A 17,108-nucleotide genomic window follows, 5' to 3' on the forward strand; every position below is an offset into this window, starting at 1 on the left:
TATTTTGTCATTATTGCTTCAAGAAAATAGTTGCGCAGATAAAATTCCCATAGTAAAGTTGTTCTTCAAGGATTTGATATTTATGCTTCAAGAAGTAAGGTTTCATTTCAACTAATTTTGAGGCTTTAATCATGTTGAATAATCTAAAGAAGAAATACATTGATTTTAGCAGAACTGATTTCCACCATTTTCCTGTTTTATATTCTAATGTGAAATCAACCAAGAACCATTTGCCACTACTTTTTAGATGATTATGTAGTTTACCAAAAACAAGTTCAGCTTGCTTTAAAGTAAAGTTATCGAACAGGAAAGGTGTTAAGATAATGTCAAAAAAATCAGAAGAGTCAAAGTCCTCTATTGGAAGGTTAGTAAATTCTACAGTATTGTTTTTGTAATCCCTAGCTCGAGAAAGTGCAATCATTTTTGCTGAAAGCTCTATATAAACTATTTTTAATCCTGAAGGATGAACTTTTGCTATTTCTTCTAAAATCCATCCTGTACCACCGCCCGCAATCAAAATAGAACTATTTCTAGGAATATGCTTTAGCTGATTTATTTGTGCGTTAACCTGTGCTTTAGCAAATATCAATCCACTTAATATATCATATTGATTAGCGATTTTATCGTAGTTATTGGCCAAAGCTGAAAGTTTGAAAGTTAAAATTAGCTATTTCACAAACTGCATACCTATTATTCCACATATAGCTTTGAATAATATCAAACCATCTATTACCATTAAATAATACAAAATATTTTTACGGCGATGCATGGAATAAGCGACATAAATGGTTAGCACAAAGGGCAAAATGTTAAAGAAAACCTGTGGAATACCGAAACCTTTATAGTAAGCGAAAACAGCCAAAGAAACCAATCCGACAATTAATAGTGGAATTAGAATGTTAAAAATTGTCCGGCGTAAACCATATCGAACCACAAATGTTCTTAAGTGCTTATTTGAATCCGTTGGATAATCTTTAATGTCGAAAATAATTGCATTTACGGTACAGAACATCCAGTTTTTGACAAAAAGCCATGTCCACAAAACAGAATCGTGATAACCAATTCCTGTCTCAATTTTTAGCATAATTAATGGTAAAACATTGGCACAACATGCCCATACAAAACCAATGACAAAAGCCTTTAACCAGCCAGTATTTCTAAGGTTAAATTTGATAAAAGATTTTGGCAGTAAACCGTAATATAAAACTCCGGCGGTTATAATGATTAGTATTGCAAACCAGTAGCTAAACGGGAGTTCTAAAATATTACGAAAATTTTGATACAACAAATTAACAGCCAAAGCCATGCAAAGTACAGATAGAATAACTTGGCTACTATTTATAAAAGTTTTGTGTTTATAATACCATTGATTTCGAGGGTTAGTACTTGACGGAGAAGTAGATACTTTACTATAAGCATATGTATAATAAATTGTAGGCGCCAGAAATAATAAAAGGAAATAGTTTATTGAATTGTAGGGTAAGCGCAACTGTTGCGTAGCTTCTAAAGTTAACGCAACAGCCAAAATGCCTACAAAATAGTTTCCAAAGAAGATAAACCGAATAATTTTGTTTAGCATTTAAGTTATGGCATTTTATGAATGCCAATTTCGGAATATATAAATGAAAAAGCACCAGCAAAAAATTATTATTGAAAGTGCTTCGAAAAGCTCAGCTTGACACCTGTATTAGGTTGAGCAAAGAATCAAGGCATAAAAAAAAGCCTCTCAGTTTCCTGAAAGGCTTCGTGTGGGAAATGAGGGGTTCGAACCCCCGACCCCCTCGGTGTAAACGAGGTGCTCTGAACCAGCTGAGCTAATTTCCCTTTTTATTTAAAGGATTGCATTATGTGATAAAAAAACCTTTCAACTCCTTGAAAGGTTAGTGTGGGAAATGAGGGGTTCGAACCCCCGACCCCCTCGGTGTAAACGAGGTGCTCTGAACCAGCTGAGCTAATTTCCCTTTCCTTTTGGGAATGCAAATATAGCGCTATAATCTTGTTTCGCAAATCTTTTTTATTTTTTTTCAGCTAAGCAAAGTTTCGAGAATTTTATGCGATTGTACTTCGCCAAAAGACGCAGTATGTAAGGTATAGAAAACCAATATCTTATCTAATAAAAAGCGTCGCTGAATATTACTCATTTTTATTTCAGAAATTTTTTCGAGAGGCGTATTGAATAGTGTTATAAACCCTAAAGCATCGCCCAATTGCAGGTAATTGGTATGAATCGGTGTCCTGGAAAGGAACTCGCCTTCCTGCAAATCGAAATAAACCTGATCTGTTCTTCTGCTTTCATTTGGAGAAAAACCCAAAAACCTCGTTAATTTAAGCAAAAATGATAAGTGAAAATTTGGGTTTATCTCCTCACTTTCATCAAACCACGCAATAGAATTGAAAATGTAATCGAATATTCCTTCATCAGCAGATTGTTGACGAATACTTTTATACAACACTTCATTTAAAAAAATAACAATGCTCGTTTTTACGATATCGTAAGGAATGGTTTTAAAAACCGGCACTTGTCGCACTTCAGAAATTCGCTGAATATTGGTGTTGGCCTTATGGTAAACAACCATATCTAGCAAGTGCAAAGCTTGCAGCATGTTCATCTTAACCTTCGCCTTTGGCTTTTTAACCCCATTTATCAGGTAAGATTGCATCCCGAATTTATCGGTAAAAACCTGAACAATTACACTGCTTTCGCTGTAATTTGTGGTTTTTAAAACAATGCCTCTTACTTTATGCAACATGCGCTTCAAACAATTTTCTCAAAAGTATGTTATTTGTGCAAATTTAATTGCGCAAAAAGTCATTCTGATTTATAAATAAGATTAGTTTTGCCGTTATCATTATAATTTAAAACTAGATTACACATGTGGGTTAAGCTATCCAGGTTTATTCTTCAGAACCGTATTGCAATTATTCTATTTTTTGTACTGGGAACGGTTTTTATGGCTTACCAGGCCAAAAATGTAAAACTCTCTTACACAGGAAGTAAAATCCTTCCGGTTACCGACAGCGCTTTTGTAAAGTACAATAATTTCAAAAAAACCTTTGGCGAAGATGGCAGTGTGATGGTTGTTGGTATTCAATCGCCAAACATTTTCAAAAAAGAAACCTACAATAAATGGGTTCAGTTATCGAATGATATTCAAAAATTAAAAGGCATTAAGCAAGTTTTATCATCAGGTAGAATTTTTCAACTGGAGAAAGATACTGTTGAGCAAAAGTTTACTTTGAAGGCCATCCCGAATGGCCTCGTAAAAACGGATGCTGAGATGGACTCCATCAAAAGCACGCTATACAACACTCCATTTTTTGAAGGCTTAGTTTACAACAAGCAAAACGCCACTTTAATGGCTATTACCTTCGACACCAAAATTTTAAATACGGCCGAACGTAATCCGATATTAAAAGAAATAGAAGCTAAAGCTAAGGCATTTCAAGAAGACACCAAAATTCAGGTTCACATTTCAGGATTACCATACATCCGTACAGCGGTAAGCAAGTTGGTTAGCAATGAATTTGTACTTTTCCTTGGCTTATCAATTTTAGTTTCAGCATTAATTTTATTGATTTTCTTTAGAAAATTTTATGCCGTTTTCTTCCCCATTTTGGTGGTAATAATGGGTGTAATCTGGAGTATCGGAACTTTGGTATTGTTCGGATTTGAACTAACCATTTTAACCGGATTAATCCCACCACTAATTGTAATTATCGGCATCCCGAATAGTATTTTGTTGCTAAATAAATATCAGAACGAACTGAGAAAAGGTCTTTCTAAAGAGCTTGCATTAAGTTTAACCATCGAAAGAATTGCAGTTACAACACTAATTGCAAACATTACAGCAGCCATTGGTTTCGGCGTTTTATACTTTACAGGAAGTGAATTATTGATGCAGTTTGGTAGTGTTGCATCTATAAATGTAATGATTACCTGGTTAATGTGCTTGTGCTTAATCCCGATAATTTTTAGCTATCTGCCTGCTCCAAAACTTAAAGCGCAAACGCATGTTGAGGAAGGATTTTTACATAAAATTCTGGTTAAAACCGACAACCTTGTTCAGCAAAAAAGCAGTTTAATTTATATTGCTACGATTGTAATTTCGATTATCGCTTTTATTGGCGTTATGAAAATTAATGTGAATGGTTATGTTGTTGACGATTTACCGAAAAGCTCTACCATTTTAGCGGATTTAAAATTCTTTGAGAAAAACTTCGAAGGCATTTTACCTTTAGAAGTTAGCGTAGACACCAAGAAAAAGAACGGCGTTTTCAATTTGACCAACCTTAAAAGAATGGAGAAAATGGAGAAAATGATTTCAGCTTATCCAGAGTTTTCACGTTCGATTTCGGTAAACATGGGCTTGAAATATGCAACACAAGCTTTCTACAATAACGATTCAACTTTTTTCCGCCTGCCGGATAATATGGAGAAAAATTTTATTCTGGCTTATATTGCAAGTGGCGGAAAGGGCAATGCAAGTTTATTGACCAATTTTGTAAGCAAGGACAACCAAAGTACCAGAATTAGTTTCCAAATGGCTGATGTTGGCTCGAAGCGTTTGGATGCGATTATGGCTGAACTAAAACCGCGTATTGATAGCATTTTGCCTCCTGAGAAATTTGATGTTGAATTAACGGGTTCTAGCGTTATTTTCTCAAAAGGAACAGATTATATGCTAAAACATTTATTTGAAAGTATCGGGTTGGCAATAGTACTGATTTCGCTGTTGCGATTGGCTCAATTTAAAAGCCTGGGCATTATGTTTATTTCCTTACTACCTAATATTGTTCCGCTAATTATTACAGCCGGAATTATGGGTTATTTCGGAATTTCGCTAAAACCATCAACCATTTTAATTTTTACCATTGCTTTTGGCTTAGCGTCAGACCAAACCATATATTTCTTAACCCGTTACCAGCAAGAATTGAATTTAACCAATTTCTCTGTACCAGAAGTGATTACAGATACGATTACAGAAACTGGCGTGAGCATGACACATATAGCTTTAATTTTATTCTTTGGTTTCGGAATATTTACGGCGTCTACATTTGGCGGAACCGTTGTTTTAGGTTTGCTCCTATCGATAACTTTATTTGTGGCCTTAATTTTTAACCTGACTTTATTACCTGCTTTGGTTTTGTGGTTAGATAAAAAGAAAGTTAGAAAAGTAGTTTCTGATGAAGAATCGGCAAGGAATGCAGGCGAATTTGACCATTAGATATTCAAACCTATAAGGTTTTAAAAACCTTATAGGTTTATTGTTATCTTTAAGAAAAAAATTGCCATGAAATATTTAGATAAATTTCATCCCGACAATTTTTATCACGTCTTTAATCACGCAGTTGGAAAGGAAAATCTTTTCATAAAACATGAAAATTACATTTTCTTTCTCAATAAATTTGACAACTACATATCCCCAATTGCCAAAACGTTTTGTTACTGCTTAATGCCAAATCATTTTCATATTTTAATACAAATTAAAGATGAAAGTATAATAAGAGAATTGGCAGAAAATAATTGTGAAGATTTTGATTTTCACAAGTTTGTAATGCAAAAGTTAAGTAACTTTTTAAATAGTTATGCTAAAGCATTTAATAAGCAAAACAATAGAAAGGGAGCACTTTTTTTGGACTTTACAAAAAGATCCCTAATAAATGATGAATCATATTTTACTAAAATAATTAATTACATTCATCAAAACCCTGTGCATCACCAATTTTGCAAATCACCAAGTGATTGGAGTTATTCATCTTACAACTCAATTATTTCAACAAATAAAAATACAAAATTAGAAAGAAACGCTGTGTTTGATTGGTTCGGCGGCATTGAAGAATTTGTAACATTTCATAAGAAATACAAATTTTCAAACATTGATTTACCAAACCTATAAGGTTTTAAAAACCTTATAGGTTTAAATTGTCTCCTATTATGAAAGATTTATCTAAATCTGATGGTAGCGGGCAAGAACGAAATTTTTCATGGAGTGAGTAAAGCGAACAGCAGGAATAACATTCAATTGAAATGCAGGTTTTGTTTTTCAAATATTTAACTCAGTATTCTTCCGCAAATTTCGGAGATTTTCGCAGATTAATTACATTGCTTTATCTGCTGGTTAAACCCTACTCTGCTGCTGGCTTTTGTTCTTCCTCATCAACAGGAACTTCTACGGTTGGGTCGGTAAGAATTTCTGCTTTTCCATCGCCGTCATCTTTAGCAAATAGTATTGGATACAACATCCATAATGCGCCTACCATAACCAAAATACCAGCCAAAATCTGCAGATATCGTGCGCCATCTACGTGGTAAGCATCTAAAACTCGGTACAAAACATAAGAAAGCACGCCAGCTAACAGCACAAAAACGGCTTTCTGCAACTTTAATAACTTTATCATGGTAGGTTTCTTTTTAGTTTGATGATATGAACTAAAACAAAGATGAGTCCAATTAGTTCTAGCAGGCCGCAGAAATAAAATGAGTACAGCACAAAATCACGATTGGCTGGATTAATAACGGCTACAACTGGCAATGCAATTACAGCAATAATCATGAGTAACAGACCGATATTAAATAATTTCACGTTAAAAGTATTTACATCAAAACTACCAAATTTGAGCGAAAAACTTTAACTTTGCAACCTTAATTTTTTGAGGTACTTGATTGATGTATAGCGAATTTAAACAACTGGAACTAGCCAAGATAGGGCAAGAAATATTAGATTTTTGGAAAAAGGAAAACATCTTTGAAAAGAGTATTTCATCTCGTCCGAAATCTAATCCGTTTACTTTTTACGAAGGACCACCCTCTGCCAATGGTATGCCGGGGATTCACCACGTAATGGCTCGTGCTATTAAAGATATTTTTTGTCGTTATAAAACCTTGAAAGGCTTTCAGGTTAAACGTAAAGGCGGTTGGGATACGCATGGTTTGCCAATTGAACTTGCTGTTGAAAAAAAATTAGGCATCACCAAAGAAGACATCGGCAAAAAAATCAGTGTAGATGACTACAACGCCGCTTGTAAGGAAGAGGTGATGCGTTACACTGATGTTTGGAACGACCTGACCGAGAAAATGGGTTATTGGGTTGATTTGGAAAACCCTTACATCACTTACGAGAATGATTACATAGAAACCCTTTGGTGGATTTTAAAACAACTTTACGATAAAGGATTTTTATACAAAGGTTATACTGTTCAACCTTATTCGCCTGCTGCAGGTACAGGTCTAAGCTCGCACGAATTAAACCAACCAGGAACTTATAAAGATGTAAGCGATACCACAATTGTTGCACAGTTTAAGGCAATTGATGAAACTTTGCCTGAAGCTTTAAAAGCCTTCGGAACCGTTCATTTCTTAGCTTGGACCACAACTCCTTGGACTTTACCAAGTAACACGGCTTTAACAGTTGGACCTAAAATTGAGTATGTGTTGGTTAAATCCTTTAATCAGTACACTTTCGAACCCATTCAGGTTGTTTTAGCTAAAGCACTTGTAGGCAAGCAGTTTGGTGGCAAATATTTTGTTTCGGAAAGCGCTGATGATTTTAGCAACTTCAAAGCTGACGATAAAAAAATACCTTACACAATTTTAGGCGAATTTGTAGGCGCTGATTTGGTTGGAATTAAATATGAACAACTATTGCCTTATGCTACGCCTTACCAAAATGCTGAAAATGCATTTAGAGTAATTTCTGGTGATTTTGTAACCACAGAAGATGGTACAGGTATTGTGCATACTGCGCCAACTTTTGGTGCTGATGATGCTCGTGTAGCTAAATTGGCAACACCTGAAATTCCGCCAATGTTAATACTGGATGAAAAAGGCAATGCCGTTCCTTTAGTGGATTTACAGGGAAAATTCGTAGCATCATTAGGCGGCAATTACGGTGGCAAATACGTTAAAAACGAATATTACAAAGACGGCGAAGCACCAGAAAAATCAGTTGATGTAGAGTTGGCTATCCAATTAAAAGAAGAGAATAAAGCTTTCAAGGTAGAAAAATATGTCCACACTTATCCGCATTGCTGGAGAACGGACAAACCTGTTTTATACTATCCTTTAGATAGCTGGTTTATCAAAACTACTGCGGTTAAGGATAAAATGGTGGAATTGAATAAAACCATCAATTGGAAACCAGAATCTACAGGAACCGGACGTTTTGGTAATTGGCTGGAGAATCTTGTTGACTGGAATTTATCTCGTTCCCGTTATTGGGGTACACCGCTTCCTATCTGGCGCACAGCTGATGGTTTGGAAGAAAAATGCATTGGCTCTATTGCTGATTTAAATGCAGAAATTGCAAAATCTATAGAAGCTGGTTTTATGCCGGCAGGTTTTGAATTAAAAGATATGCACCGCCCATATGTTGATGATGTGATTTTAACTTCATCTAAAGGCGAGAAAATGATGCGTGAAACCGACCTTATTGATGTTTGGTTTGATAGTGGTGCAATGCCTTACGCTCAATGGCACTTCCCTTTCGAAAATAAAGAGGAATTTGCAAATGCTTACGCAGCTGATTTTATTGCTGAAGGTGTAGACCAAACGCGTGGCTGGTTTTTCACTTTACATGCATTAGCGGTAATGTTAAGCGAAACAAGCGATGAAATTAAAGCTGTAAATGCAAAAACCGGAAATCCTGGCGTAGCTTTTAAAAATGTCGTGTCTAACGGTTTGGTATTGGATAAAAACGGCAACAAAATGTCTAAACGTTTAGGCAATGCGGTTGATCCATTTAGCACCATAGAAACCTACAGCGCCGACGCTACGCGTTGGTATATGATTAGCAATGCATCCCCTTGGGATAATTTAAAATTTAGCTTAGAAGGATTAGATGAAGTGCGCCGTAAGTTTTTCGGAACACTTTACAATACTTACGCCTTTTTTGCTTTGTATGCTAACATAGATAAGTTTGAAATTGACAAAAACAATTTAAGTAAGGTAGCCGATAGGACTGAATTAGACCGTTGGATTTTATCTTTACTACAAAACTTAATTAGCGAAGTTGATGAAGCTTACAATACTTACGAGCCTACAAAAGCCTCGAGAGCAATCCAAACATTTGTTGATGAGCATTTGAGTAACTGGTATATCAGATTAAGTCGCCGCCGTTTTTGGAAAGGTGAAATGACTGATGATAAACGTTCCGCTTACGAAACGCTTTACACATGTTTAGAAACTTTAGCACAGCTGATGAGCCCTGTTGCGCCTTTCTTTGCCGATTGGTTATACAGAAACTTAACGGTTACCGACAAAAGTGCCGAACAATCGGTTCATTTAACTTTATGGAATGAGGCTGACCAAAGTTTAATCGATACAGATTTAAACGAACGCATGGTTTACGCTCAAGATATTTCATCAATGGTTTTATCGCTGCGTAAAAAATCGAGCATCAATGTTCGTCAACCTTTAGAAAAAATCTTAATCCCATCTTTAAATGGCGATTTCGAACGTAAAATTTCTAAAGTAGCCGACTATATCCTTTCGGAAACTAATGTTAAGCATATCGAATTTATAACCGATACGCATGGCATCGTTAAGAAAAAATTAAAGCCAAACTTTAAATCGTTAGGTAAAAAAGTTGGTAAGGATATGAGCATTGTGAAAGAAGCCTTAGAAAACATGACCCAAGATGATATCCAACGTTTGGAAATTGATGGCTACATCAACGTTTTCGGTACGGATAACATCCAACATGCTATCGATTTAAATGATGATGTAGAAATTTTCGCAGAAGATATTCCTGGATGGCAGGTTACCAATCTTGGCAGCTTAACTGTTGCTTTAGATGTAACCATTTCTGAGGAATTGAAACAAGAAGGAATTTCCCGTGAGTTGGTTAACAGAATCCAGAATTTGCGTAAAGAATTAAACTTCGAAGTGACCGATAGAATTAAGGTTTCTTTACAAAATGATAATCTTGTAGCCGATGCAGTTGCTAAAAACAAGGCATACATTTGCGCAGAAATTTTAGCCGACGAGTTAGAATTGACAGATACTGTAACTAATGCAAACAAAATCGTTATCGATGATGTTGAGTTAAGCATTTCAGTAACTAAAATATAAATCCATATATTAGAAAACTAAATTAAAAGCATGGAAAATAATAACAAAACTCGCTACTCAGACAGTGAACTTCAAGAATTTAAAGAATTAATTCAAGATAAATTACGCATGGCGAAAGAGGAACTTAATGCATTAACCTCATCATTAAGTAATCCAAACGCAAATGGTACAGAAGATACATCAGGCGCTTACAAAACACTTGAAGATGGTTCAGCTACAATGGAAAAAGAGCAAATCAATCAACTTGCTGCCCGCCAGAAAAAGTTTATCGATAACTTAGAAAATGCTTTGGTTCGCATCGAAAACAAAACTTACGGTATTTGTCGCGAAACAGGTAAATTAATTCAAAAAGAACGTTTACGTGCTGTTCCTCATGCAACTTTAAGCATGGAAGCTAAATTAAAGCAGAATTAATGAAAGGCTATACAAAACCTTTAATTGTTATCTTTTTAGTATTACTTGCCGACCAGGTTTTAAAAACGTGGATTAAAACCCACATGTACCTTGGCCAGGAGTTTAACATAATCGGTAAATGGTTTATTATCCATTTTACCGAAAACAATGGTATGGCTTTCGGGATGGAGTTTGGCGGAGAATTTGGAAAACTGGCTTTATCACTATTTCGCATTGTTGCAGTTGGTGGTATTGGCTATGGCTTACACTATTTAATCAAACACAAATACCACCGTGGATTAATTGTTAACGTTGCCCTGATTTTTGCAGGTGCATTAGGAAACATCATCGATTCGGTTTTTTATGGCAAAATTTACGGCTACGAAAGTTTATTTCACGGCCGCGTTGTAGATATGCTTTACTTTCCAATCGCACAAGGTAACTTCCCAAGTTGGATTCCAATCTGGGGTGGCGATGAATTTGTATTCTTCCGCCCGGTTTTTAACCTTGCAGATGCTGCGATTTCAATTGGCGTGATACTTATTCTAATCTTCCAGAAAAATTACTTTAAAGAAGATGTAAAAGACGAAGTAAGTATTAACAGCGAAATTGTAGAAGACTAAAATATTACGACTTTAGATTTACGAATTATGATTACATATCATAGCCCATTTCTTAATTGAGATGGGCTTTTTGTTTACAAGCCACCTTATTGAAGTTTGTATTAGAACGCAATTGCTATTCTCTAGAGGGTTTTAATAAACAGAAGAAATAAATCCCATCGTTGATAGGGTGAAATATTTGAAAAGCAAAACCTCTTCCAAAATCAAAGCTCCTCCCCGCTATCCTTTCTGCCAATGTAACCTGTGCATCAAACAAATTCAATGCAAAAGACAAAGAAAGAAGTATTTGCATTGGCATTCATACTATCGGGTTTATTAACTTTGGAAACTACACAAAACTAAAGTTGTAAATCGCAATGATAAATTTTCTAGATATAACCTACTTAAAAACAGGAAATCAAAAGCAAAGAAAAGCTTATCAGGTTTTAACAGCAAACTCAATTTTAAATAAGCTGGCAAATTATACCCCTATCTTAACCGGCACCATTCCTATAAATATAGATATTGAAACTAGTGATTTAGACATTATCTGTTACGTAAAGTATAAAACCGAATTCATCGAAACTTTAACTCATAATTTCCAGAATGAGAAAGGCTTTTACATTTCTCAAAACCTTAAATTAAATTCTGTTAAAGCTAATTTCTTTATTGGTGATTTTGAATTCGAAATTTTCGGACAAGACATTCCAACACAAGAACAGAACGCTTTCCGCCACATGCTCATCGAACATAAATTGCTTGAAGAAAAGGGCGAAGGTTTCAGGCAACAAGTAATTGAACTGAAAAAGCAAGGTTATAAAACAGAACCCGCTTTTGCAAAATTATTAGGTTTACAAGGAAATGCTTACGAAGAACTTTTGAAGTTAAAATTCTAAATTATTCGAAGGCGGTCGTCATTGCGAGGCACGAAGCAATCCCAATGTGGACGCTGGCTCAAAAATATCACATAAGATTGCTTCGTGCCTCGCAATGACGTGGTGTTTAGGTTTAACGCTTGTATTTTTCATTCCTTAAACATCAAACAAATTAAATAACCTACAAAATAAGCGAGTAAATCGTAAACAGAAAAGTAAGTTCCTAGCGCAATAGTCCAAACTTATTATCCTGTATACATAGCAAAGCATGACGTCTAATGTCTGGTCGTCATTTCGACTGGAGCGCAGCAGAATGGAGAAATCTTTGTAATTAGCTTGAATTTACAAAGATTTCTCCACTGCGGTCGAAATGACGACAATCTATACAGTTATTCCTTAAACATCAAACAAATTAAATAACCTACAAAATAAGCGAGTAAATCGTAAACAGAAAAGTAAGTTCCTAGTACAATCGTCCAAAACTTATTATCCTGTAAACCCAACCAATTCACATAATGCACAGCCTGTAAAAATTCAATAACAAAAGAGAAAATCAACACGCCAAAAGCAAGTTTTCGATTATTCGTTCTTAAGAAAATCCTAAAAAAAGAATACATCAAAACAACAACCAAAACATCCCCACCAAAGGGACGTATAAAAGCATCATCTACATACTTCGCAATCAAAACCTCAATTACAAAAATAGCCAGGAAGATGAAAAGGAATCTTAGATTGAACGTTAATTTCATAATCAAATATATAATAGAAATTCCGTCATTTCGGCCGTAGCGTAGAGAAATACTAAAGCATTCGTCATTGCGAGGCACAAAGCAATCTCTCTGCTAATTAGATTGCTTTGTGCCCTCGCAATGACGGATACAAAAAAAGTCCCGATTTAAATCGGGACTTTTAAATATGTTCAAGTTTAATATTCATAGACTTAAACGCCTAATAACAATCTAGCTGGGTCTTCTAATAATTGTTTAACACGAACTAAGAAACCAACAGACTCACGTCCATCAATAATTCTGTGGTCGTAAGATAAAGCAACATACATCATCGGACGAATCACTACTTCACCTTTTTCAGCTATCGGACGCTCAACGATGTTATGCATACCTAAAATAGCAGATTGTGGCGCATTAATAATCGGTGTCGACATCATCGAACCAAACACACCACCGTTAGTAATCGTGAATGTTCCACCAGTCATTTCTTCGATAGTTAATTTACCATCACGAGCTTTTAAAGCCACAGCCAAAACAGATTTTTCAATTTCAGCTAAACTCATGCTTTCTGCATTGCGGATAACCGGAACAACTAAACCTTTTGGAGCTGAAACCGCGATAGAAACATCTGCAAAGTTATTATAAACAATTTCTTCACCTTCAATGCGAGCATTTACAGCAGGGAAATCTTTTAAAGCTTCCGTTACTGCCTTAGTAAAGAAACTCATAAAACCTAAACCTACACCATGTTTCTCTTTGAAAGAATCTTTGTATTTACCACGTAAATCCATAATTGGTTTCATGTTAACTTCGTTAAAAGTAGTTAACATAGCCGTTTCATTTTTAACTGAAACCAAACGCTTTGCAACGGTTTTACGTAATGGCGACATTTTCTCACGACGCTCAGAACGTGCACCCACTGGAGCTGCAGCAACAGGAGCAGCACTTGCTTTAGGTGCTTCTGCTTTTGCCTTTCCGCTTTCTGCTTTTACAGCATCATCTTTAGTAATACGTCCATCAACACCTGTACCTTTTACAGCGTTAGCATCAATGCCTTTTTCAGCAAGAATTTTACCAGCAGCAGGAGATGGCGTTCCTGTAGCATAGCTTTCGCCAGATTTTTCTGCAACAGGAGCAGAAGTTTTGTCTTCAGCAACTACTGCTTTTTCTTCCGCTTTTGGAGCTTCAGCTTTTGCAGGTGCTGCGCCACCATCTTCAATTTTACAAACTACTGCACCAATGGCTAAAGTATCGCCTTCGGCAGCTATGGTTCTTAAAGTTCCAGCCTGCTCTGCAGTTAACTCAAATGTAGCCTTGTCTGATTCTAACTCAGCAATAACTTCATCCATTTCAACAACATCGCCGTCTTGTTTTAACCACTGCGATAAAACAACTTCGGTAATCGACTCACCAACTGGTGGAACTTTTATCTCTAAACTCATAATGTTTAATATATATCTCTAATTTTTTATAATTATCAATTTTCAATAATCAATTATCAAACATTGCAATTTGAAAATTGATAATCAGAAATTGGTTATTCACTAATCTGCTTCCGCCATTTTTTTGCTCGCTTTTTTAGTTGCTTCTTTAACTTCCTCTTTTTTAACAGGAAGTTCTAAAGCTTTAGCTAAAATATAAGCTTGTTGGTTGGCGTGTTGTTTAGCAAAACCTGTTGCTGTACTGCTACTTTCTTTTCTAGAAATTACATCAATACCTTTTAAACCAGTTTTGTACAATTTGCGGAATAAATATGGCCAAGCCCCCATATTTTCTGGTTCCTCTTGTACCCAGAAAATTTCGTCAGCATTTTTATATTTCGTTTTAATCGCTTCCATTTGATCAACAGGTGTTGGATATAACTGCTCAACACGTACAATTGCCACATGTTTAACTTTATCGGCCTGTTGTTTTTCAAGTAATTCGTAATAAATTTTACCGCTACAGAAAACAATACGTGTTACATCTGCAACTTTCACATTTACATCATCAATTACTTCTTTAAAACCACCTTCAGTAAATTCATCTAATTTAGATACACATGCCGGGTGGCGTAATAAACTTTTTGGAGAAAACACAACCAAAGGTTTACGGAAATCGCGTTTAAACTGACGACGTAAAACGTGGAAGAAGTTTGCAGGCGTAGTACAGTTTACTACTTGCATGTTATAATCTGCACAAAGTTCCATAAAACGCTCGATACGTGCTGATGAATGTTCTGGTCCCTGACCTTCATAACCATGTGGCAATAACATTACCAAACCGTTTTCACGTTGCCATTTTGTTTCCGCACTTGCTATATATTGGTCAATTACAATTTGTGCACCGTTAAAGAAATCGCCAAATTGTGCTTCCCAAATGGTTAAAGCGTTTGGATTGGCCATTGCATAACCATATTCGAAACCTAAAACACCATATTCAGATAAATGCGAATTGTAAATATCAAATGGTGCTTGTTGGTCTGAAATGTTTGCTAAAGGCACATATTCTTCTTCGCTGTCTTCTAAAGTTAATACCGCATGGCGATGAGAGAACGTACCACGCTCTACATCCTGACCGCTTAAACGAACACGTTTACCTTCTGATAATAATGTACCATACGCCAATTGTTCGCCCATTGCCCAATCGAAAACATTAGTTTCGTTGACCATTTTCGTACGTTCAGCAAATAATTTTTCAATTTTTTTGAAGAATTTTTTATTCGAAGGTAATGTAGTAATGCGTTTACCAATCTCTAATAATGTAGCTTTTTTAACTGCTGTAACAGGAGATTTTTCGAAATCTTTCGGTGTTGCCATACGTAAATCTGCCCATGCTCCACCAAATTTAACTTCGGTATTTCCGGCAACAAACTCTTTAGCTTCGTTTAAGCGCTCTTGCAAAATTCCACGGAAATCTTTTTCCATTTCTTTTGCCAGGCCTGCCTCTAACTTACCTTCTTTAGTTAATTGCTCAATATAAATTTCCCTTGGATTAGGGTGTTTTTCAATTGTTTTGTACAATAATGGCTGCGTGAATTTAGGTTCATCAGACTCATTGTGCCCGAAACGACGGTAGCATAAAATATCAATAAAAACATCGTTTTTATATTTCTGACGATATTCCATCGCCAAATTAATTGCATAAACTAAAGCTTCCGGGTCATCACCATTTACATGAAAAACCGGCGATAAAGTTACTTTAGCAATATCTGTACAGTATGTACTTGTACGGGCGTCTTTATAATTTGTAGTGAAACCGATTTGGTTATTAATCACCAGGTGGATTGTACCACCAGTTTTGTAACCATCTAAACCAGCCATTTGGATTACTTCGTACACAATACCCTGACCCGCAACTGAAGCATCACCATGAATCAAAATTGGCGCTAAACGACTATTATCGCCACCATATTTGAAATCAATTTTCGAACGGCTCATACCCTCAACTACACCATCAACAGTTTCTAAGTGCGAAGGATTTGGGCAAAGACTTAAGTGAACACTTTTGCCAGCAACAGTTGTAACATCGGTAGAATAACCTAAGTGATATTTAACATCACCTCCGAAAGGTGTTTCCGGATTATAGCTTTTACCTTCAAATTCTGTAAAAATATCTTTATAAGTTTTTTGCATGATATTGGCCAACACGTTCAAACGACCGCGGTGCGCCATACCAATTACAAATTCTTCGATTCCTAAATCTGCACCTTTTTCAATTACCGAATCCAATGCCGGAATTAAAGCCTCAGCACCTTCTAAAGAGAACCGCTTTTGGCCTAAGAATTTTGTACCTAAAAAGTTTTCGAAACTTACAGCTTCATTTAATTTTCTCAGGATACGTTTTTTCTCCTCGATAGAGAAGTTTGGCGTATTACGTGCACTTTCCATTTTGCCTTGAATCCAATTCAAAACTTCTGGTGTACGTAAAAATTTAAACTCAGCGCCGATAGAGCTGGCATAGGTTTGCTTTAAGAAAGCAACAATATCTTTTAATTTGGCTGCGCCGATACCAATTTCAACTCCAGAGTTAAAAACGGTTTCTAAATCTGCATCAGATAAACCAAAATTTGATAATTCTAAAGAAGGTAAATGCTTGCGTCTTTCGCGAACAGGATTGGTGTGGGTAAACAAGTGACCGCGGCTTCTGTAACCATCAATCAAGTTTAGCACACTAACCTCTTTTAAAAATTGTTCCGGAGTTTCTGCAGTTACTGCTGTGGCTTCTGATCCTCTTCCAAAATCGAAACCTTCAAAAAACTTTTGCCAACCAAACTCAACTGATTCTGGATCTTGCTGATACGACTGATATAAAGAATCTATATATTCGGCGTTTTCGCCACTAAGATAAGATAAACTACTCATTATTTACTGTTTACTATAAGCATTACAAAATTAGAATTTTACCTTAAAAAAATGACAAAAAACTAGATTAAAATAAGATATATCAAATATAGAATCAT

General features: G+C 35.7%; 13 protein-coding genes and 2 tRNA genes. 6 read left to right on the forward strand and 9 right to left on the reverse strand.

Annotated elements, in window-relative coordinates:
• Window positions 1–10: 10 nt before the first annotated feature.
• From R2Q16_RS20010 to recO, 5 genes are all read right to left on the reverse strand, one after another.
• Window positions 11–640: a class I SAM-dependent methyltransferase gene (locus R2Q16_RS20010; RefSeq protein WP_316739799.1), complete on the reverse strand. Its 630-nt coding sequence runs from the start codon at window positions 638–640 to the stop codon at window positions 11–13.
• A gap of 27 nt (window positions 641–667) precedes the next feature.
• On the reverse strand, window positions 668–1,579 hold the full coding sequence (locus R2Q16_RS20015) for a hypothetical protein (protein WP_316739801.1): 912 nt from the start codon (window positions 1,577–1,579) through the stop codon (window positions 668–670).
• A gap of 170 nt (window positions 1,580–1,749) precedes the next feature.
• Window positions 1,750–1,824: transfer RNA gene (locus tag R2Q16_RS20020), tRNA-Val, on the reverse strand.
• A 62-nt stretch (window positions 1,825–1,886) separates the two neighbouring features.
• Window positions 1,887–1,961: transfer RNA gene (locus tag R2Q16_RS20025), tRNA-Val, on the reverse strand.
• A 63-nt stretch (window positions 1,962–2,024) separates the two neighbouring features.
• On the reverse strand, window positions 2,025–2,750 hold the full coding sequence (gene recO, locus R2Q16_RS20030) for a DNA repair protein RecO (RefSeq protein ID WP_316739802.1): 726 nt from the start codon (window positions 2,748–2,750) through the stop codon (window positions 2,025–2,027).
• Window positions 2,751–2,873: 123 nt separating this feature from the next.
• On the opposite strand from recO, the gene R2Q16_RS20035 reads away from it, so the two are divergent.
• Window positions 2,874–5,225 (forward strand): efflux RND transporter permease subunit, encoded by a 2,352-nt coding sequence (locus R2Q16_RS20035; protein WP_316739804.1) that lies wholly within the window; start codon window positions 2,874–2,876, stop codon window positions 5,223–5,225.
• 66 nt (window positions 5,226–5,291) lie between these two features.
• Window positions 5,292–5,897, forward strand: a complete 606-nt coding sequence (locus tag R2Q16_RS20040; RefSeq protein WP_316739805.1) for a hypothetical protein — start codon at window positions 5,292–5,294, stop codon at window positions 5,895–5,897.
• Between the two features lie 229 nt (window positions 5,898–6,126).
• Here R2Q16_RS20040 and R2Q16_RS20045 read toward each other — a convergent pair whose 3' ends face one another.
• Window positions 6,127–6,399 carry an isoleucyl-tRNA synthetase gene (locus R2Q16_RS20045; RefSeq protein ID WP_316739807.1) on the reverse strand — a complete coding sequence of 91 codons (273 nt, stop codon included), beginning with the start codon at window positions 6,397–6,399 and terminating at the stop codon, window positions 6,127–6,129.
• A 268-nt stretch (window positions 6,400–6,667) separates the two neighbouring features.
• On the opposite strand from R2Q16_RS20045, the gene ileS reads away from it, so the two are divergent.
• From ileS to R2Q16_RS20065, 4 genes are all read left to right on the forward strand, one after another.
• Complete coding sequence (gene ileS / locus R2Q16_RS20050; protein WP_316739809.1) at window positions 6,668–10,069, forward strand: isoleucine--tRNA ligase; 3,402 nt, start codon at window positions 6,668–6,670, stop codon at window positions 10,067–10,069.
• Window positions 10,070–10,099: 30 nt separating this feature from the next.
• Window positions 10,100–10,483, forward strand: coding sequence for a TraR/DksA family transcriptional regulator (locus tag R2Q16_RS20055; protein WP_290237554.1), 384 nt, complete (start codon window positions 10,100–10,102; stop codon window positions 10,481–10,483).
• Window positions 10,483–11,085, forward strand: a complete 603-nt coding sequence (locus R2Q16_RS20060; RefSeq protein WP_316739811.1) for a lipoprotein signal peptidase — start codon at window positions 10,483–10,485, stop codon at window positions 11,083–11,085. The genes R2Q16_RS20055 and R2Q16_RS20060 overlap by 1 nt, the downstream gene beginning before the upstream one ends.
• Before the next feature lie 356 nt (window positions 11,086–11,441).
• Window positions 11,442–11,960 (forward strand): DUF4269 domain-containing protein, encoded by a 519-nt coding sequence (locus tag R2Q16_RS20065; protein WP_316739812.1) that lies wholly within the window; start codon window positions 11,442–11,444, stop codon window positions 11,958–11,960.
• Window positions 11,961–12,328: 368 nt separating this feature from the next.
• Here the strand turns inward: R2Q16_RS20065 and R2Q16_RS20070 are convergent, their stop codons facing one another.
• The 3 genes from R2Q16_RS20070 to R2Q16_RS20080 all read right to left on the reverse strand — a co-directional run bounded on the left by R2Q16_RS20070 (window position 12,329) and on the right by R2Q16_RS20080 (window position 17,010).
• Window positions 12,329–12,688: a DUF2809 domain-containing protein gene (locus tag R2Q16_RS20070; RefSeq protein ID WP_316739814.1), complete on the reverse strand. Its 360-nt coding sequence runs from the start codon at window positions 12,686–12,688 to the stop codon at window positions 12,329–12,331.
• A 191-nt stretch (window positions 12,689–12,879) separates the two neighbouring features.
• Window positions 12,880–14,109 carry a 2-oxoglutarate dehydrogenase complex dihydrolipoyllysine-residue succinyltransferase gene (gene odhB / locus R2Q16_RS20075; RefSeq protein ID WP_316739816.1) on the reverse strand — a complete coding sequence of 410 codons (1,230 nt, stop codon included), beginning with the start codon at window positions 14,107–14,109 and terminating at the stop codon, window positions 12,880–12,882.
• A 102-nt stretch (window positions 14,110–14,211) separates the two neighbouring features.
• Window positions 14,212–17,010 carry a 2-oxoglutarate dehydrogenase E1 component gene (locus R2Q16_RS20080; protein ID WP_316739817.1) on the reverse strand — a complete coding sequence of 933 codons (2,799 nt, stop codon included), beginning with the start codon at window positions 17,008–17,010 and terminating at the stop codon, window positions 14,212–14,214.
• Window positions 17,011–17,108: the final 98 nt, after the last annotated feature.

The sequence above is a fragment of the Pedobacter aquatilis genome, from assembly GCF_032678425.1.
Classification (GTDB): Bacteria; Bacteroidota; Bacteroidia; order Sphingobacteriales; family Sphingobacteriaceae; genus Pedobacter; species Pedobacter aquatilis_B.